13 protein-coding genes are annotated in these 19880 nt (G+C 35.3%); 9 read left to right on the top strand and 4 right to left on the bottom strand.

What is annotated here, in order from left to right:
• Nucleotides 1–275 precede the first annotated feature (275 nt).
• Nucleotides 276–4103 carry a M14 family zinc carboxypeptidase gene (locus QLS97_RS16465; protein ID WP_282718181.1) on the bottom strand — a complete coding sequence of 1276 codons (3828 nt, stop codon included), beginning with the start codon at nucleotides 4101–4103 and terminating at the stop codon, nucleotides 276–278.
• 446 nt (nucleotides 4104–4549) lie between these two features.
• On the opposite strand from QLS97_RS16465, the gene QLS97_RS16460 reads away from it, so the two are divergent.
• A complete protein-coding gene (locus QLS97_RS16460; protein ID WP_282718180.1) occupies nucleotides 4550–5224 on the top strand; it encodes a TonB-dependent receptor plug domain-containing protein in 675 nt (224 codons plus the stop codon).
• Nucleotides 5225–5339: 115 nt separating this feature from the next.
• On the opposite strand, the gene QLS97_RS16455 is transcribed toward QLS97_RS16460, so the two are convergent.
• From QLS97_RS16455 to QLS97_RS16445, 3 genes are all read right to left on the bottom strand, one after another.
• A complete protein-coding gene (locus QLS97_RS16455) occupies nucleotides 5340–5969 on the bottom strand; it encodes an MCP four helix bundle domain-containing protein (RefSeq protein ID WP_282718179.1) in 630 nt (209 codons plus the stop codon).
• Nucleotides 5970–6242: 273 nt separating this feature from the next.
• Nucleotides 6243–7349 (bottom strand): YaaC family protein, encoded by a 1107-nt coding sequence (locus tag QLS97_RS16450; protein WP_282718177.1) that lies wholly within the window; start codon nucleotides 7347–7349, stop codon nucleotides 6243–6245.
• A 12-nt stretch (nucleotides 7350–7361) separates the two neighbouring features.
• Nucleotides 7362–10580, bottom strand: coding sequence for a type ISP restriction/modification enzyme (locus QLS97_RS16445; RefSeq protein WP_282718175.1), 3219 nt, complete (start codon nucleotides 10578–10580; stop codon nucleotides 7362–7364).
• Nucleotides 10581–11070: 490 nt separating this feature from the next.
• Here QLS97_RS16445 and QLS97_RS16440 point away from each other — a divergent pair, with 490 nt between their 5' ends.
• From QLS97_RS16440 to QLS97_RS16405, 8 genes are all read left to right on the top strand, one after another.
• A complete protein-coding gene (locus QLS97_RS16440; RefSeq protein WP_282718173.1) occupies nucleotides 11071–12411 on the top strand; it encodes a sigma-54-dependent transcriptional regulator in 1341 nt (446 codons plus the stop codon).
• A 164-nt stretch (nucleotides 12412–12575) separates the two neighbouring features.
• Complete coding sequence (locus QLS97_RS16435; RefSeq protein ID WP_282718171.1) at nucleotides 12576–12857, top strand: DUF7674 family protein; 282 nt, start codon at nucleotides 12576–12578, stop codon at nucleotides 12855–12857.
• A gap of 156 nt (nucleotides 12858–13013) precedes the next feature.
• Nucleotides 13014–13091, top strand: a complete 78-nt coding sequence (gene kdpF, locus QLS97_RS16430; RefSeq protein ID WP_144889189.1) for a K(+)-transporting ATPase subunit F — start codon at nucleotides 13014–13016, stop codon at nucleotides 13089–13091.
• Nucleotides 13092–13110: 19 nt separating this feature from the next.
• The gene (gene kdpA, locus QLS97_RS16425; RefSeq protein WP_282718169.1) at nucleotides 13111–14832 is read left to right on the top strand and encodes a potassium-transporting ATPase subunit KdpA; all 1722 of its coding nucleotides are present in this window, start codon (nucleotides 13111–13113) and stop codon (nucleotides 14830–14832) included.
• 9 nt (nucleotides 14833–14841) lie between these two features.
• Nucleotides 14842–16875 (top strand): potassium-transporting ATPase subunit KdpB, encoded by a 2034-nt coding sequence (gene kdpB / locus QLS97_RS16420; RefSeq protein WP_282718167.1) that lies wholly within the window; start codon nucleotides 14842–14844, stop codon nucleotides 16873–16875.
• A gap of 50 nt (nucleotides 16876–16925) precedes the next feature.
• On the top strand, nucleotides 16926–17480 hold the full coding sequence (locus QLS97_RS16415; protein ID WP_282718165.1) for a K(+)-transporting ATPase subunit C: 555 nt from the start codon (nucleotides 16926–16928) through the stop codon (nucleotides 17478–17480).
• 157 nt (nucleotides 17481–17637) lie between these two features.
• Nucleotides 17638–18720: a porin gene (locus QLS97_RS16410; protein ID WP_282718163.1), complete on the top strand. Its 1083-nt coding sequence runs from the start codon at nucleotides 17638–17640 to the stop codon at nucleotides 18718–18720.
• Nucleotides 18721–18752: 32 nt separating this feature from the next.
• Nucleotides 18753–19880 carry a sensor protein KdpD gene (locus QLS97_RS16405; RefSeq protein WP_282718160.1) on the top strand — a complete coding sequence of 376 codons (1128 nt, stop codon included), beginning with the start codon at nucleotides 18753–18755 and terminating at the stop codon, nucleotides 19878–19880.

Below are 19880 nucleotides of genomic sequence, written 5' to 3'. Positions count from 1 at the left end.
TGATAGAAATAATAGGACTATCCGTAACGAATTACAATAATAATTTTTGCCACAGATTTAAAGGGTTTTCACAGATTAAAGGAAAAATGAATTAGATGTATTGGAGAAATCCATTAAATCTGCGACAAAAAAATAAAGTTAGCCCACAAAGCGGACAGCCATATACTTTTTTATCGGACAAAAATGTTTTAATAGAAAAAACACTTTTTTGTCCACATAGCAAAAAAAAAGCTACCTCGAATCGAGATAGCTTTTTAGTATAAAATTTGAAATTATTATTGCTTAATGAAACGTTTTATTACAACTTGTCCGTTTGTAGTTATTTCTAGTAAATAAGTACCGGTGTTAATATTTGTAACTGAAATAGCTCCATTTTCAACTTTTCCTTTTGAAACTTCTTGTCCAAGTAAATTAATAACTCTGTAGGTAGCGTTTTCGGCTGACGATACATTTAAGACAGCACCTTTTACAGGGTTCGGATATATATTGATCTCTTGTAGCTTAGTAGATTCAATTAATCTGGCAGTAGAAGAAACAATATTTACAGTATAATCTTCAACTTGTCCAGCAGTAAATGTTCCACATGAAGAAGGAATTCCGTTATATCTCATAGAAACTCTCATTCTCGTTGCGCCAGTTGCCGCGGTTGCGGGAATCGTAAATATTCCGGAAACAGGTGTTGTTGTTGATGCCGCTTTTGACCATACTAGTTCCCCAGCATCTGTAAAATCGCCATCTCTATTGTAATCGATCCAAACGGCATATCCTTCTTTGTATTTTGTTGAAGTCCAAGATGGAGTGATGGTAATTGTATTGGCCGTTCCTCGAGTAACATTTGTTGAAATAGCAGTGTAATTTTCATAACCCGTTCCGCCAGTTGAAGTATTGTTGATTGTTCCGAAAACTACTTTACCAATTTTTTCACGAGTAACACTACTTCCCATGGATGCACAATACGTTACAGTGTTAGCAAGTGTTGTTATATTTACAGCATCACTAGAAGGAGAAACATTTCCTACTGCATCTTTTGCTCTTACGGAGAACGTATATGCGGTTGTAGCTGTTAATCCAGTTACAACATAAGAATTAGCGGTAACTGTTCCTAACAATGTTACTCCTTTATAAACATCATATCCAGTTACACTACTGTTATCTGTTGAGGCTGTCCAAGATAAATTGGTAGTCGTTTGAGATGTTCCGGAAGCAGTTAAATTTGTAGGTGTTGATGGGGCTATTGTATCAGCAATAGTTATTATTTGATCTTGAGTGGAAGTATTTCCATTTCCATCGTTATAGGTCCAAACAACAGTATAGGTTCCTTGAGTTGAATACGTCAAAGGGCTGGTAGTTGTTCCGGTAATAGTTCCGATACAGGCATCAGTAGCAGTAGGGGCAGTAACCGTAGCCGAAGATTGTCCGGTTACTGTAGCCAAAGAAGTCACGTCTGCAACTGCCGCAATAGTATCATCAATAAGGATAGTTTGGTTTTGGGTGGATGTATTTCCATTACCATCATCATACGTCCACAGGATAGTGTAAGTGCCTTGAATTGTATACGTTAAAGGATCAGCCGTAGTTCCAGTAATTACGCCGGCACAAGTACTAGTAGCTGTTGGAGCTGTTACTGCAATGGAACATTGTCCGGTTACAGTTGGTAAATTGGCTAAATCAGGAACAGGAGAACAAATGGATTCGATAGTAAATGTTTGACCTCCAGTTGTAGTGTCGTTACAGGTATTGTATAGTGTGACATTTGCTGTTCCGCCTGAAGCAATATCATCAGCGTTGATTATAGCAGTAAGTTCTGTTGCGCTTACAAAAGTGGTAGGTCTATCTGTTCCATTCCATCTTATAATAGATTCTCCATTAACAAAATCAGATCCATTTACCGTTAATGTAAAGGCACTGCTTCCTGATGCTATTGAGGTTGGAGAAACAGAAGATGCTGTAGGGTTTGGTTTTACAGTTACCACTACTTCATCACGATTGCTTTTTAAGGGACTAAATTTCCAATTAAAAAACGGAAAGAAAGTTCCTGAACCGCTATTAGCAGTAATTGAAACTGTTCCGTTTGTCAATGGATACGTAATTCCAGAAGTTGCAACGGTTAAGTTTGTATACGATAATTGTCTTGAAACTAATCGTAAGTTATTTTGCGCAGGCAAAAAGAAATCTAAATCGATATCTTGGCTACCAGAAGCAGTAATCAGAACTACTTTTGATTCTAACATTGTACCTGTACTATCTTGTAATTCTACAAGAATTTGACCAACTGCAGAAGCATTTACTAGTACCGACTTTAATTTTGTAGGTATAGTACAATTGAAAATCAAATATCGGTTAGCAACGGCAGTATTATTGGAAGAAGTTCCAGATGCAGTTGCAGGGCCTATATTGGCTAGAGTAATTTCGTTTTCTGTAAAATAAGAAGTATTCGTATGTAATGATGGCGTCGTATAGATAGGACCCGTTGTTATAGGAGTAGTTGCATTTGCGGAAGCATACCATTTTACAGTTCCGGTTCCGCTAGCAGATAATGCTGTGGTCTGACCTTGACAAATTGTAACGTCATTAGCAACTGCCAAACTAGAAGTTGGTACCATTGTAATATTAAGCAAAGTAGCGGATCCATTAGAAACGGTTACTGATTGTGTTTGCGAAGTATAACCCGGAGCTTCAAAAATAATAGTGTAGGTTCCAGCGATTAATACTTTATGATAATCTCCTTTAGTTGTAGATGTTTCAACCCAAGATCCCTTTAAGTCATAACCATTAATATATACTTTAGCGTGAATTGGATTTCCTGAAGCATTGGTAACGACACCATTTAAACCATAACTTGCTTGTTTTACATAGTTTAAAATAGCTTGTCTGTTGTTGTTCCAAAAGGTTGGAAGTGTTGATGCAGCAGGGAATTTGGTTGCAGATACTTCAATGGTTACCTCTTTGCTATGGTTGAAATAGTTGTTGTAATCTTGTCTTCCTCCAGCAACGGTATACCAAGCTGAGCCATTTGTAGTCCCTGGAAATTGACCGGTTCCAAACACATCATCCATATATAAATTATTTCCATCAGCAGTTTGACATAATGAGGCATATTCGGTAGAAATATATTTAAAATAGTTGTCATGAGGATGTATGTTGGCTCCGCCAGTTGTAGGATAAGTATCCCATGGAAAATTTACAACTTCAGCTCCACCGTGATAATTTGCCGCTAAAACAAAGTTACGTGTTCTTTCAAAAGCAAGAAATGCTTGGGTTTCCGGTTGGTAAACAGGATTAGTTTGTAACCCACTATCAGGATGTAATCCATTTAACGGATCAGGATAATTTCTATTTAAGTCATATCCATTTGCATTGGCTCTGGTTGCAGTATTTCCAGTAGAATTCATAATGTCATTTCCCGCTGTTTTGTATGAACCATCTGGATTTGCTAATGGACAAATGAAAATCTCGGTACCATTAATGATGTTTGCAACTTCTGAATTTGAACCATAATTGGTTAACAGATAATCTATAAATCTCAGCATGGTTGGGTAACCTGTGATTTCATCACCGTGCATTGATGAGGTATATAAAAATTCCGGTTCTGTTTCATCTGATGAAGCATTGTCAGAAATTTTAAGAATATATAATGTTCTGCCATTTGGAGTTGACCCAATAGCTTGTAGCGTACATAAATTTGGATAAGTTGTAGCCCAATATTGCATTTTTGCCACATATTCTGAATATTTTGGATAAGCGTTCCAACTGGTATCCCATGCGGCTGTAGTTCTGCTGGTTAGGGAAGTAGGTTCTTTTGGAATTTCATTATCAGTTGCAGTAACATTGTATGGTAATCCAAAAGCAAGAAATTTTTTAAATTGCTCACTGGTTGCATATGCTTCTGCTTGTAAATCTTTACTGTCAACTTTTTTATGGCTTATGGAGACAATTTTATTTATTTCTTCAAATTGACTTTGGCTATTGGCTTTAAAAGTAAAAACTACTTCTCCTTTTGCCTTTAAATATTCTTGAGCTTTTTTTAGTGTTGTTTTATTCTGGGCAAATGTTACGCCATTAAAGAACAATAAAAACAATGCTACATAGGTAATTTTTTTCATGTTGTTAAATTTAGGTGCTCAAATCTAAATTAAATATTTAATAAAAACAATTTGATAATCGATAAAATACATTATTTAACCGATTAAAAACACTTAAAGTTGTTTTTAAGTTGCTGTGAATGTTAAATAATTGAGTTTTAGATAATTTTTTTTATAAATAGCTACTCAGTAAATCTATTGAATAGATTTAATTTCATCTTTAAATTCTATTCTATATTTGTTAAAAATCAGTTAGTTATGTTTTTATTGCGGTATTTCGTGCAATATTTTAAAAATTAAATTCAGTAAAAGAGATACAATGAAACAGGTGGGATTTTATTTTTTTTTAAAACCGTATTTAACTATTTGCTGTTCAGTTACTTAATGTTTAAATCTATTTTTGGTAAAAAAAATATTTTGAGATTACTTTTTTAGTACATTTAATAAAATTTATAAATTATAGCATTATGAAAATTTCTAGAACATTGGTAGTTATATTCTTCGTATTCGTTGGTTTTGGTCATGCGCAAAATAAGCTGACGGGAAAGGTTATGGATAACAAGAGTAAACCAGTAGCAAATGCAAGGATATATTTGGATTCTATTTATTCAAATGTTTCGACAAATAGTAAAGGGGATTTTGAAGTTTTACTTCCTGAAAAAGTAGCTGCTATTAATGTGTACTCCTATAAATTTGGTTTGTTGTCTTCTAAATTTAATAATGAAAATGTAATGAATTTCATGTTTTTAGAATCGCAAAAATCCATAAAAGATCGAGCAAAAAATGGCGATAAGATTAGTATCGGTTATTCTGAAGTGGATAAGCAATATAAAGTTAATACAGCACAAAGTTTAGATGCTCAAAACGATAAAAACTCAAGTATTTATAATACTATTTATGACCTTATAAGAGGGCGCTTAGCAGGAGTTACTGTTACGAGGGACAATAGAATAACCATTAGAGGAGTGAGTTCAATTCGGAATATTGGAGATCCATTATTTGTTGTTGATGGCGTTATTGTATCAAGTATTGATTATATTTCTCCAAATAATGTTAAAAGTGTAAGTGTATTAAAAGATGCTGCTGCATCTATTTATGGAGCTCAAGGTGCGAGTGGCGTCATCCTGATTAAGACTAAGTAAGTCTTGATTGTGCTTTTAATTTTATTCATATGAATAAAATTTAAGCCTTATATCTTTTAGAATTTAATTTCTGTATATAATTTTAGATTAGAATAGAAATACTTGGAACCTATAATTAATTCATACTTTGAGGTTCAGGTATTTTTATATTTATCTTGTTTTTCTTTGCCATTAATAAATATAAGGAGATACCACCTAAAATGACCAGCAACGCAATCTGAAGTTGTCCTAGAATGTTATTGTCGTTATACAAGGTATTTGAGTTTGTCAATTTTGACTTACCCTCCTTACTTTGAATTTGCGATAGTAATTCTAGTGTTTGTAAAGCTTGATTACCAGAATGACTTACTTGATTCCAGTTTTTATTTTGGGTATCTTTATTAATAGCAGAACAAGAGGCCAAAAATGCAGCAAAGGATGTTTTTTCTTTAGAAGTTAAAACAGTTTTTAGATATAATTCATCTATGTTTTGAATGTTTTTCAATGCTGCTATAATCTGCTCCTTTTTTTGAGTGTCATTTAGTTTTGTTTCTACTGCGTTTGCTTTTATGAAATAAAGCTCATTTGCATACTGAAAGATATAGCGAGACACAACTAATCGGTCATTATAGATGGCGTTGATATTCTCATTCGTTTTTTTAGAGTTTTGTAATGTATTAAAATTACTCAATAAGATGATAAACATAACAATCAGTAAAACAAAAGCGGCTTTTATTTTATTACTATACTTTTTTAGATCTTTCATCGCAATAGCATTTATTAGTATTGCAATATAAGCTATTGTCTTGAATTGTTTTTAACTACAGCAAATATTGCTAAAAAGTATACGATTTGGTGACGATTTATTTAAGTATACAATCGAGTAACATGCAACAGTGGCGATTTTCATTTGTAGAACAACGAGATATGATGATTGCTTTTTCCATAAAAATAAATTAAAGAATTATATTGGTACATTTACTTGTATCATTTATTGCTGACAGTAGATTTATTTTGATACAGTTTTGGTTTTGATACGTTAATCTATTTTAGCCATTGGAATAGCGCATATTTGTTTAGTTATATGGCTAACCATTAAGTAGAAAAATTGATTTGGGCATGATATAATAGCTTCGTTAATTATTGATTGATATTTACCTTTTAATATTTCTTCATTTAGCGAAGGGCGGTACCTTGCAACGGTACCAAGATAGTAGGCAAATGCTAGTACAGAAGATAAACGATGTAATCTTGTCGGCTCTAAATCTAAATAAAAACGATATCCTTGACGAGTCAACATCGGTGTGAGGTTTAGTTCGGAAATATCACTAACAATTTTTGGATAACAAATATTCCAACTTGTGCCAGAGCTATGAGTATAGCTAACATTGAAGTTTGATTTAAAATGGACTCTCGATGAATCGTTTTCGATATCAAGTTTTGTTAGTTTTTTTTTAAAGACACCCTTTGTTAGCTTGTCGACTTTCATTTGATTGTCGAATCTCTTTTCATAAGATATTGTATAGTATATGGTTTTTCTATTGGCGCTTGTTCTAATTGTCAGTTCGATTGGTAAAAACCTTCTTTTGGTATTTGGGAATAATCCTAGGGCAAATCCAATCTCATGAACTTCGGGTAAACTATTTAATAGGTCTTTAAATGAAATGTCGGCTCCTGTCGTATTATCTACCTCTTTTCCAATTAATTTTGCAAATTCATGAAAAATAGATATTCCATCGCCAGCTGGGTTTATTAACTTCAATTTATCTTTATAAGTTGAAGGTAAAGAAATACCATGATGTTCCGTTTTTGTTTCCAACTTATGACCATTCATTAAAAGATAGACTTTCACGAGATTAATGAATGAGTAATATAGTAGTGTTCCTTTTGATGGCATTTTAGCACTTAGTGCTGAATTATAAAAGTCTTGCGAAAGTTGGGTAAAATAAATTGCCTTTGTTATAGAATCTCGTTTTGAGCTCCCATCCCGCTTGATTGCGCTAAGTGAATTTTCCAACCAAGCTTCGAGATAGCCCAAAGGGTCAGATGTAAGTATAAATGGAGCACCCGCCCCATTGTCAAATGGAAAATATTTTACAGATTTATAATCCCTTAGTACTTGTTCTCCTAATTCTTCTAATTTCATTGGTCAAGTTATTTACTCTAATTTTATTATATCTATTTCCTTCATAATCCTATCCGTTTCACTTAGGGCCACGATAATTTTTTGGTAGTGCAATATGTCGTCATAATTGAGTTCTCGGTTCTTGCGGTCTTTTAGCCATTTCTGAGCGGGTTGATAGCCACCGATGTAAAAGTTCCAAGCTACTTCTGGAACGTTCGCAAAATGTTGGTCATCGTTAATGTAAACGTTACCATTTTTATACACTGGTTTGGTCACGATGTTGTCCCCGTCTTCTGGATATTGGGTAATGTATTTCTCGACAGTAGGACTTTCCAGTAAATGAATTTGACGTAACTCACCGCCTAAACGAACCAATTTCCAGAATTGGTCTGCATCGGTTGGAGCAGGAACACGAGGAAAATCTATCTTTAAAAATTCTTTGTATTTTTCTCGGTATGTTGGCGAATGTAAAACCGCATAAATATAATCTAGCAAATCAATTGGTGCAAAACTTTGTCTAAACTCTGGACGGACCTCGTCACTATTAGCAAAACAAACATTACTTTCTGTTTCCTTTTCGTAGGTGAACGTCATTCTTAAGCCGTCAGCAATTTGTTTTATAATTGTTGGGTTAATATTGGGTACTCTGGTGTTGTTGCCTTCTAATGTTTGTTGTATGTTTGATTCTGGGTAGAGGTATAATGGGAATAACATTCCGCCACCTCTGTAATACATATTAAAGTCCGTAATTGTATTTGTTATAAAAGATAAATTCCAAGGCATTGAGCCAACAGCTTGCCCTTGTCTACCAATAATTAATCCCAAGTTATTTTCATTTATTAAATGTTTCATAACTTTAGGTTGAGGACTAGAATATAGTCCTCTTGAATTTCCAGTATATAAACTCCATCTTATATCAAATGGTCGGTAGGAAGTTTTAACATATTTTTCATTATCATTATTTTTTAGAGCATCATTGTACGCAGATAAATATGTCCAATCTCTTGCATCCTTAGCTCTTTTGTATTTCAATCTCCATAGATTTTCTGGAATACTTAAAATATCAATAATTTTATTTTTTTGTTCTTCTTTAGTAAAAGAAATATTTAAACCATCATTTGCACTGACTGAACCTACTGAATTTATAGTGAAAATTTCATTTACACCAAATCCTTGTTTATATTCGGATGCGCCTTCATTATTTCTTGCAACAAATAATAAAAATGGTTTTTCGGGTTTTAACTCATTAAAATTAATTGTATTTAATGAATTTTCTAATAGAAAATCATATTTTAAATCACGTTTGCCAAATAAATCATAATGAAAAACTTTTCCTAATTCGTCTACCTTTTTCGTATTAGTTTTAACAAAAATATTTATGGAAACACCTTGCATAATGTCGAAAACATTTTTGTCGGGTGACCCATCGGGACAAACTTCTTTTTTTGTACTGTTTCCGTGTAAGTCTATTGTGTAAATTTTGTCAAAACTTTGTAATAAATGCCAACGCATTCCCCTAAAAGTTGGATTGTCTAAAAAGCCATGAGGGTTAATAAAAGCTAAAACACCGCTTCCATTTTTATCAATAAAATGTTGCCCAAAACGCATAAATTTTACATAATCATCATTCAACCAATGCTTACGTTCTTTAAAATGTTCGCCATCAATGTATTTATAATCATCAATTAATTTACTAATCCATTCCCCATTATTTGAGGAAACACCACTATAAGGTGGATTACCCATAACCACCATTACTGGTGCATCACGTTTTATAGCATTAGCTTGGTCGGCTTCATCAGATAGCCAAGAACTAAAAAGCGTTCCCGTGTCGGGATGCGCTTCTTCAAGTGAGTTAGTTAAAAAAATGCGGAAACGCTGGTCATCTGTTGGTTTATATCCTGTCTCGGTCAATAGCATGTCCATTTTTAGATGGGCCATTGCGTAACTCGCCATGAGTAATTCAAAACCATTCAATCTTGGGATGAGGTCTTTGGTTACATACTTGCTCCAAATGCCTTGTTGACCTTCAAATTTTTTATGGATGTGTTTCACTACCTCAGCTAAAAAAGTTCCCGTTCCAGTGGCTGGGTCCAATATTTGCACTTTGTGTACTTCGTGTTCTACCTCAACTTCTTTTATTACGGCATTTTTTTTGGAAGCCGTTTGGGTAATTGCTTTTTTCTTGATTTTTATTTTGCTGGTGTCAGCCAAACCTTGTGGTAAATCGAATTCAGTTTTTAGAATGTCATCAACCGCTCGAACTATAAAATTTACTACGGGTTGCGGTGTGTACCAAACACCTCGTGCTTTGCGCAAAGCGGGATTATACTCCCCCAAAAATGTTTCGTAAAAGTGAACCACAGGGTCTTCCTGTTTAGTGCTTTTACCAAAGTTTTTCATAATGAGAGCCACATCACTAGCTAAGAAAATATTAACCAACTCATCTACAATCCAAGTTAAACGTGTGTCTAAATCAAAACCCGCTATGTCTTGAAATAATTTACGCAAAAATGGGTTGCTTTTAGGGATTAACTCTGCGGCTTCCATACGAGAGAATGTCGGTAAAGTTGGGTCGTGGTATCGGGCTGCAAACATGCCATAGGCGATGGTTTGAGAATAGATGTCGGCAAATGATTTGTTGTCAATATCGTGTATCAACATTTGTTGGAAGGACAGCATTTGCGATTTGATGGTGGAGCGTTTCCCTTCTTGGTCGTCATAATTTAGTGACTTCTCAATAACATCCGCCATTAATTTTGCCTTGCCCGCCATCATTTGAGCCAACTTAGTTGGTGACTTGATAGTTTGTGATACGGTTTGAGCAAAATTCTTTATTAGTTGTGTGAACTGGTCAAAGTTTTCTGGTTGTGGTACAATCGTACCATTTTCCAACTTAGCGATTGCAATTTTCGTGGTTAGTTCTCCGTCTTTATAAAAATGAAAATCCATATAATCGGTAAATACCAAATTTGATAGCCCGGATTTATAGCGGTCAAACTGTTCTTTTAGGGTTTTGCTTCCTAAGTCCACTCCAATATCTTTTGCTTCAATATAACCAACAGGAATGTCTTTACGGGTCAGTACATAATCGGGCGCACCACAAGCAACTCTTGCGGGTTCATTGGTCACCAGAATATCTGGTAAGATTGCCATGATGAGGTTTTGAAGGTCGCCACGATACGAATGTTCACGAGCGTTTCCTGTTTTATAAAGCGTTTCAACTTTGGTAAGATATTGTTGGATGGTCATTATTTAGGTAGTCGGATTTATTTTACTAATGTAGGATATTTTATTAATATTTAAGTACGGATGATTTAGTTCTAATCATTTATTTTCAGAGTTTCACTTGATACCATTTAGAAAAGAAGTATATTTTGGATATATGTTTTTTAAGGTAAATTTCGATCTTTGGAGTTTAATACGTCACTACTGGGGTTGAGGTTTGAAGAATATACTGAATTTTAAACATAAAAAAAACCTAACATATTGATTTTAGGGTTTTTGCTTTGGTAGCGAGACCAAGATTTAAACTCGGGACCCAGGGTTATGAATTTGATGTTTTTATAAAAAACCCTAGTTATTTGCCATTACATGACATGAAAATTTTGTAATTGTATGGATTTGTACTCGGTTAATATTAAAGTTTTAACCTAAAATAATGAAAATTTATTAATAGATTATAACCTCTCTAAAGAGGCAAAGATGTAATTTTGTTTATTAAATTTATATAGAGCCTGTTTTGAAAAATATACTTATTATTGACGACGAACAAAAACTTCGCGGACTTCTCGCAAGAATTATAAAATCCGAAGGTTTTGAAGTTCTGGAAGCACCGGATTTAAAAACAGGTTTCAAAAAACTCGAACATAATGATATTGATGTCGTGCTTTGTGATGTCAAACTTCCCGATGGTAATGGTGTCGATTTTGTTCAAAAAATAAAGCGAAGTTTTCCATTAGTGGAAGTTATCTTATTAACGGCTTTCGGCAAAATTTCCGATGGTGTTCAGGCAATGAAAAACGGGGCATTTGATTATATTGTCAAAGGCGATGACAATGAAAAAATCATTCCGCTCTTATACAAAGCATTGGAAAAAGTGCAATTGCAAAAGAAAGTCAAACAACTCGAAAAAAGAATCTCTGATAAATATTCCTTCGATAACATCATCGGGAAATCAAAAGCATTGGAACAAGTAATTGATTTAGCCAAAAGAGTATCCAAAACAGATTCCACTGTACTTTTAACTGGCGAAACTGGAACCGGAAAGGAAGTTTTTGCCCAAGCCATTCATGAGAACAGCAACCGTGTCGGTAAATCATTTGTGGCATTAAATTGTAGTACTTTCAGTAAGGAAATCCTGGAAAGCGAATTATTCGGACACAAGCAAGGGGCTTTTACCGGTGCTTTAAAAGATAAAAAAGGATTTATTGAAGAAGCCAATGGAGGAACCTTATTTCTAGATGAAATCGGTGAAATGCCTATAGAATTGCAGGCCAAATTATTAAGGGTTTTAGAAACTAGTGAATATATTCAAATAGGTGATACCACTTCCAAAAAATCCAATTTCAGACTAATTGCCGCAACCAATCGCGATTTAAAAACCGAAAGCGAAGAACACCGTTTCCGTTCGGATCTGTATTTTAGGTTGAATATTTTTGAAATTAAAATTCCACCTTTGCGAGAAAGGATAAAAGATATTGCGCCATTGGCTCATAGTTTTGCATCGCAATTTTCGGCTAAAACAAATAAAAAAACGGTGAGTATTGATACTGAATTTCTCCATAAACTAGAAACCTATCACTGGCCGGGAAATGTCCGGGAACTTAAAAATGTGATTGAACGTTCCGTTATTTTAGTAGATGGTGAGATTTTAAACGAAGAATTGTTGCCTTACGAAATACAACACCAAATCGATAAAACAAACAAAATAGTATCTGCTTTTTCGATGCAAAGTGTCGAAAAATTACATATTCAGAAAGTATTGAATTATACCAAAGGCAACAAAGCAGAAACCGCACGCTTATTAGAAATAGGAATTGCAACGCTTTATAGAAAATTAGACGAATACAACATTCAATAGGAAACCTATTGTTTTGAGAAAAGCCTATCATTTTGATAGGCTTTTTTTATGGCTTTTTATGGCATATAAATCACAAAGGTTTAATTGGCAATGCTTTGACGGTTATGATGGCTTTTTGGAATGTATTTTGGCATAAGCGATGAAGAACATAAAAAAACATTCTTATGAAAAATCAAGTCACCACGATTTACAAACAAGCAGAACGCTTCGCCGAAATCACCAAGACTGCAATTATTACGGGAAATATTTCCAGAGCAAAAAAATGTTTGGCACTTGCTGAACGATTATTGACAACAGGAAGCAACGAAACAAAAATGGCTATTTCCAATGTCTATCTTTTTTCGGTTTCCTCTTTTATGGAAATGCGCCATTGCAATATTTCAAATCTTTTCCCAAAATCGTTAAAGGCGGAATACATCAAGCAAATAAATACCTCAGGAGTTTAACATGTTTAATCGATTGAATTATTTGATCGATTGTCTATAATTCTAATAATCCAATAAACTACAGATATGATAATTACAATCCTTTTACTCGCATTAGCCATTTTGCTATTTGCAATTTGTTTTAAATCTGTCGAATTTTTTGAAAAAATCTAAACCATGACTGCACTATTTATTGTCGCACTGGCCGTTTTTGGCTATTTGATTTATGTATTAATCAAGCCCGAAAAATTTTAACTAAATAAACTATTTTTTTATGAACACAGAATTATTTGGTGTCATTAGTATTTTTATTATCTCTATAATTTTAGCGGTTCCTGTCGGAAACTATATTGCTAGAGTTTTTACGGGAGATAAAACATTCCTTGACCCGATTTTCAATCCAATTGAGAAATTTATTTTCAAAATCAGCGGCATCAACGCAACTGAAGAAATGAACTGGAAACAGCATTTAAAAGCGCTTTTAAGCGTCAACATGGTTTGGTTCTTTCTTTGCTTTTTTGTTTTGTTATTTCAGGGTTCAATGCCTTTAAATCCGGATAATAATCCAAACATGACTCCCGATTTGGCATTCAATACCGCTATTTCGTTTGTGGTGAATTGCAATTTGCAGCATTATTCCGGTGAAACAGGTGTTTCCTATCTGTCGCAGATGGTTTTGATGTTCCTGCAATTTGTTTCTGCGGGTGTGGGAATGGCAGCCGCAGCAATGGTTTTTACTGCAATGAAAGAAAGAACTACAGATACATTAGGAAATTTTTATAATTATTTCATCAAAAGCTGTACCCGTATTTTACTGCCGCTTTCTGCTATAGTAGCAATTGCTTTGTTATTTAGCGGAACTCCAATGACTTTTGAAGGAAAGGATACAATTACCACTTTACAGGGTGATTCTGTTTCAGTTTCCCGTGGTCCTGCCGCAGCATTTATCGGTATTAAACATATCGGAACCAATGGAGGTGGATTTTTTGGAGCCAACTCGTCACATCCATTAGAGAATCCTACTTATTTTACCAATGCGGTTGAATTGTGGGCACAATTAATAATTCCGTTTGCGATGATTTTTGCATTGGGTTTTTATCTCAATAAAAGAAGGTTATCGCAGATTATTTTTGGCGTAATGACCGTTGGATTTCTACTTTTAGTAGTGCCAACAGTTATCAGCGAAATGAACGGAAATCCAGCTATCGAAAGAATGGGGATTATGCAGTCTACAGGTGCTATGGAGGGTAAGGAAGTCCGCTTCGGACCTGCTATTTCCGGATTTTGGAGCATAGCAACAACGGTGATTTCAACAGGTTCGGTCAATAGTATGCACGATAGTTCGATGTCGGTTTCTGGTGCTATGCAGTTACTGGCCATGATGGTCAATGCGTTTTACGGTGGATGCGGAGTAGGATTTTTGAACTTTTATATTTTCATTATTCTCGCCGTTTTCATATCTGGATTAATGGTTGGTCGAACACCGGAATTTTTAGGGAAGAAAATTGAAGCCCGTGAAGTGAAAATCGCCGCTTTTATTGCTATTCTTCATCCTTTATTGATATTATCCGGAACCGCTTTGGCTTCTTATTTTGCGGCAAATGATACAGCAATGGGGTACTGGTTCAGCGGAAACGCCACTGGATGGCTCAACAACCCCGGTCATCATGGGTTTTCGGAAATGTTATATGAATATACCTCAAGCGCAGCCAATAACGGTTCTGGATTTGAAGGTTTAGGAGACAATAATCCGTTTTGGAATATCACCACAGCAATTGTTTTGTTATTGAGTCGTTTCCTTCCGATAATTGGACCTTTGGCAATCGCAGGATTATTGGCCAATAAAAAATACATTCCGGAAAGTGCAGGAACTTTAAAAACAGATACGACCATTTTTGGAGTCATGGTTTTTGCCGTAATCGCCATTATTGCCGCTTTATCGTTCTTCCCGGCGTTGGCTTTAGGACCATTGGCAGAATACTTTTCATTAAAATAATTGATCAAGATGACTAAAAATAAATCCAACTCATTATTTGAAGGTAAGCAGGTGAAAGATGCCTTAGTGCAGTCTTTTGTTAAGCTTAACCCTAAAATAATGTTCAAAAATCCGGTAATGTTTACCGTAGAAATCGGGACTGCCATTATGCTTGCAGTATGTATTGCCATTTTATTTGGCGCACAGGATCAAGGCAGTTTTACTTATAATTTCATAGTATTCTTAATTTTGTTAGCAACGCTATTGTTTGCCAATTTTGCCGAAGCTATTGCCGAAGCCAGAGGGAAAGCACAAGCCGACAGTTTAAGAAAAACACGAGAAGAAACTCCGGCGAGGCTGGTTTTAGCCAATGGCGAAATCAAAAATATCAGTTCTTCCGAATTGAAGAAAGGCGATGTTTTCATCTGTGAAGCTGGTGATTTAATTGCCACTGATGGTGAAATTATCGAAGGTTTAGCCACTATAGATGAAAGTGCCATTACTGGAGAGAGTGCTCCTGTCATTCGGGAATCAGGAGGTGATAAATCGTCTGTAACCGTTGGAACGAAAGTGTTATCGGACAAAATAAAAGTTATCGTGACAAACGAACCAGGTGAAAGTTTTTTGGATAAAATGATTGCTTTGGTAGAAGGAGCCAGTCGTCAGAAAACGCCAAATGAAATTGCATTAACCATTCTTTTGGCAGCATTTACGTTGATTTTCGTAATTGTCTGCGTGACCTTAAAACCTTTCGCGGATTATGCAAACGCACCGATAACCATTGCCGCCTTTATTTCACTTTTTGTTTGTTTAATTCCGACAACAATTGGTGGTCTGCTTTCCGCCATTGGGATTGCGGGAATGGACCGAGCCTTACGGGCTAACGTAATTACAAAATCAGGAAAAGCAGTCGAAACTGCCGGCGATATTGATGTATTGCTTTTGGATAAAACAGGAACCATCACGATTGGAAACCGAAAAGCAACATCTTTTTATCCTGCAAAAGGAATTTCGGAAGACGATTTTATCAAATCAGCAGTTTTAAGTTCACTTGCCGATGATACACCGGAAGGTAAAAGTATTGTGGAACTGGCAGGAATTGAAGTAGCGAACAAACTATCTATTGAAGGAGCAACTTTAATCAAATTTACAGCCGAAACTAGAACCAGCGGTGTTGTTTTAAAAGACGGAACCGATATTAGAAAAGGCGCTCAGGATGCAGTAAAAAACATTGCCAAAAAAGCCGGAAATCCATTTCCAGAGGATACAGCGCAACAAGTAATTGAAATATCCTCTAATGGAGGAACGCCTTTGGTGGTGGTTAAAAATAACCAAGTTCAAGGGGTTATAGAATTGCAGGATATCATCAAAACCGGAATGAAAGAACGTTTTGACCGTTTGAGAAAAATGGGGGTAAAAACGGTAATGGTTACCGGAGATAATCCTTTGACAGCCAAATTCATTGCAGAAGCTGCCGGTGTCGATGATTTTATTGCCGAAGCTAAACCGGAAGATAAAATGAACTACATCAAGAATGAGCAACAAAACGGGAAACTTGTAGCGATGATGGGTGACGGAACAAATGACGCACCCGCTTTGGCGCAAGCCGATGTAGGTGTCGCCATGAACAGCGGAACACAAGCAGCAAAAGAAGCAGGAAACATGGTCGATCTTGACAATGACCCAACTAAGTTAATTGAAATTATTGAAATAGGAAAACAATTGTTGATGACTAGAGGAACGCTTACTACGTTCTCTATTGCGAATGATGTGGCCAAATATTTTGCGATTGTTCCGGCACTTTTCATCACGGCAATTCCTGCTCTAGAAGGTTTGAACATTATGCGATTGCACAGTCCGGAAAGTGCCATTTTATCAGCAGTGATTTTCAATGCGATTATCATTCCGATATTGATTCCGCTCGCTTTAAAAGGGGTTGATTATAAACCAATCGGTGCCAGTGCTATTTTGAAGAGGAACCTATTGATTTATGGACTTGGTGGATTGATTATTCCATTTATCGGAATCAAATTAATCGATTTAGCTGTAGCATTATTCATGTAAAATCATTCCTAACCGATTTTTAAAACGGGTTAGGTTTAAAAAATAAACAAATGAAAAATATATTTTCAATACTCAAATTTACACTATTCATGCTGGTATTGCTTGCTGTCATTTATCCCATGGCGATTTTTGGAATAGCACAATTAGCTCCTAACAAAGGAAAAGGAGAAACGGTTACCGTAAACGGAAAAGTGGTGGGGTATCAAAAAATCGGACAAAAATTCGATAAATCACACTACTTTTGGGGAAGACCTTCGGCGGTGGATTACAATGCTGCCGGAAGTGCCGGAAGTAACAAAGGACCGAGCAATGCGGATTATCTGGCTTTGGTTCAAAAAAGGATTGATACATTTTTAATTGTACATTCCTATCTTAAAAAATCTGAAATCCCTTCGGATATGGTTACGGCTTCCGGTAGTGGTTTGGATCCGAATATTTCACCAAAAGGGGCGCTAATTCAAGTGAAACGAGTGGCGGCAACAAGAAAATTATCAGAAGAAAAAGTAAAAGCTTTAGTGAAAACCAAAATCAATACACCAACTGTTATGGGAACTTCAACTGTAAATGTTTTGGAGTTGAATATAGCTTTGGATGAACTGAAATAAAAGAATAAAGTATAGAACAAATTTTTTAGCCCCGATAGAAGGGAAAATCCTTTTGTTTTTTCCTTAAAAAAACAAAAGATTTGGAATGATAGCGGGATTGGCTCTTAATATAAATAATGAGGATGAGATTGCTTCGTTCCTCGCAATGAAAAAAACAATGAAAAAAATAATAGTTTCCGCTTCATTAGCTTTCGGATTTACGACAATCAATGCTCAAGAAGGTGGGAAAGAAAAAAGTCCTTTCACGTTTTCGGGTTATATAGAAACGTATTACAGTTATGATTTTGGCGGACCCGACAATCACGTCAGACCCGGATTTTTTTACAGTCATAACAAACACAATGAAGCCAATTTGAATTTAGGATTGGCAAAAGTCAATTATGCTAAAGACAATGTTCGCGGGAATTTTGCCCTAATGGCCGGAACGTATGCCGAATACAATTTGGCAGCAGAACAGGGTTTATTGAAAAATATATATGAAGCCAATGTGGGAGTAAAAATTTCTAAAAATCAAAATTTATGGATTGATGCGGGAATTATGCCGTCACATATTGGTTTTGAAAGCGCGATTGGTAAAGATTGTGCCACTTTGACTAGAAGTATTTTGGCTGATAATTCTCCGTATTACGAAGCAGGAGTAAAAATTGGATATACGTCAAAAAGTGAAAAATGGTATTTGGCTGCGATGTATTTGAACGGATGGCAACGCATCCAGAAAATTGATGGCAATCAAACACCGGCTTTTGGAACACAAGTAACCTATAAGCCAAATGCAAAAACGACGTTGAATTGGAGTACGTATGTGGGGAATGAACAACCGGATAATGACAGAAAAAGGCGTTATTTCAATAATTTTTACGGACAATTTAAAGTATCCGAAAAGACAAGTTTAACAGCTGGTTTTGATATTGGAGCGCAACAAAAAGTAACAGAAAGTGACGAGTATGATGTTTGGTTTTCACCGATTTTAATAGCGCAATACAAACCGACAACTAAAATACAATTGGCAGCAAGAGGTGAATATTATAGTGATGAAAAAGGAGTTATTATTGCAACAGGAACTCCAAATGGATTTAAAACCTACGGTTTTTCGGCTAATTTTGATTATTTACCTACTGATAATGTAATGTTTAGATTAGAGGCAAGAACATTAAATAGTAAAGATGATATCTTTTTGAAAGACAATTTGGCAAGCAATCAAAATGTATTTTTGACTACATCATTGGCTATTTCATTTTAATTTTTTCTAAAATATAAAACCCTAAATCTAAATTGGACCACGAAAAAGAAAATAATATCAAACACTTTCTTGATTTAATTCAGAAATCACGTAAAGGAAAGTTTAAAGTCTACATCGGTATGAGTGCCGGTGTAGGCAAAACTTTTCGTATGCTACAGGAAGCACATACGTTGTTGAAAAATGGGATTGATGTAAAAATCGGATATATAGAAACGCATAATCGTAAGGAAACACACGAATTATTAGAAGGTTTGCCAATCATCCCGAGACGAACACTTTTTTATAAAGGCAAACAGCTTGAAGAAATGGACGTTCAGGCCATAATAAATTTGCGGCCGGAAGTCGTGATTGTAGATGAATTGGCGCATACCAATATTGAAGGAAGCAAAAACGAAAAACGTTGGCAGGATGTTCTGGAGATTCTGGAAGCGGGAATAAATGTGGTTTCGGCAGTAAATATTCAGCATATTGAAAGTTTAAATGAAAACGTAAAAAGAATTACGAATATTGACGTTCAGGAACGTATACCTGACAGTGTTTTGAAACTAGCGGATGAGGTGGTGAATATCGATTTGACTTCAGAGGATTTGATTGCCCGTTTGAAAGAGGGTAAAATTTATACTGCGGATAAAATTCCGACTGCGCTGAATAATTTTTTTAAATCCGATCAAATTTTACAATTACGGGAATTGGCTTTAAAAGAAGTCGCCAGCCAAGTAAATCGGAAAGTGGAAAATGAAGTGCCTAAAAATGTTACAATAAAACATGAAAAATTATTGGCTTGTATCAGTAGTAACGACAAAATAGCCAAGACAATCATAAGAAAAACGGCTCGATTAGCGAGTTATTACAATAGTAAATGGTATGTTTTGTATGTAGAAACACCAAAAGAAAGTAGCGACAAAATTGCGCTCGACAAACAACGGCATCTGATAAATAATTTCAAATTAGCCACGCAGCTGGGTGCCGAAGTGATTCGAATGGAAAGTAAACAGATTACGGATGCTATTTTAGAGGTCGTCGCCCAAAAGCAAATCACCACCGTTTGCATCGGGAAACCGCATTTGAGTTTATTTAAAGTAATTTTATCGACAACTGTTTTCAATAAATTGCTTAACAACTTAACGTCATCCAATATTGACCTTGTAATTCTATCTTAA

The organism is Flavobacterium yafengii, from assembly GCF_030010375.1.
In the GTDB taxonomy this organism is placed as follows: Bacteria; Bacteroidota; Bacteroidia; order Flavobacteriales; family Flavobacteriaceae; genus Flavobacterium; species Flavobacterium yafengii.
This window is presented reverse-complemented; position numbering and strand designations above follow the sequence as displayed.

Coding starts and splice junctions, on each gene's coding strand:
- QLS97_RS16465 (WP_282718181.1), bottom strand. CDS start 4,103: ATGAAAAAAATTACCTATGTAGCATTGTTTTTATTGTTCTTTAATGGC.
- QLS97_RS16460 (WP_282718180.1), top strand. CDS start 4,550: ATGAAAATTTCTAGAACATTGGTAGTTATATTCTTCGTATTCGTTGGT.
- QLS97_RS16455 (WP_282718179.1), bottom strand. CDS start 5,969: ATGAAAGATCTAAAAAAGTATAGTAATAAAATAAAAGCCGCTTTTGTT.
- QLS97_RS16450 (WP_282718177.1), bottom strand. CDS start 7,349: ATGAAATTAGAAGAATTAGGAGAACAAGTACTAAGGGATTATAAATCT.
- QLS97_RS16445 (WP_282718175.1), bottom strand. CDS start 10,580: ATGACCATCCAACAATATCTTACCAAAGTTGAAACGCTTTATAAAACA.
- QLS97_RS16435 (WP_282718171.1), top strand. CDS start 12,576: ATGAAAAATCAAGTCACCACGATTTACAAACAAGCAGAACGCTTCGCC.
- kdpF (WP_144889189.1), top strand. CDS start 13,014: ATGACTGCACTATTTATTGTCGCACTGGCCGTTTTTGGCTATTTGATT.
- kdpA (WP_282718169.1), top strand. CDS start 13,111: ATGAACACAGAATTATTTGGTGTCATTAGTATTTTTATTATCTCTATA.
- kdpB (WP_282718167.1), top strand. CDS start 14,842: ATGACTAAAAATAAATCCAACTCATTATTTGAAGGTAAGCAGGTGAAA.
- QLS97_RS16415 (WP_282718165.1), top strand. CDS start 16,926: ATGAAAAATATATTTTCAATACTCAAATTTACACTATTCATGCTGGTA.
- QLS97_RS16410 (WP_282718163.1), top strand. CDS start 17,638: ATGAAAAAAATAATAGTTTCCGCTTCATTAGCTTTCGGATTTACGACA.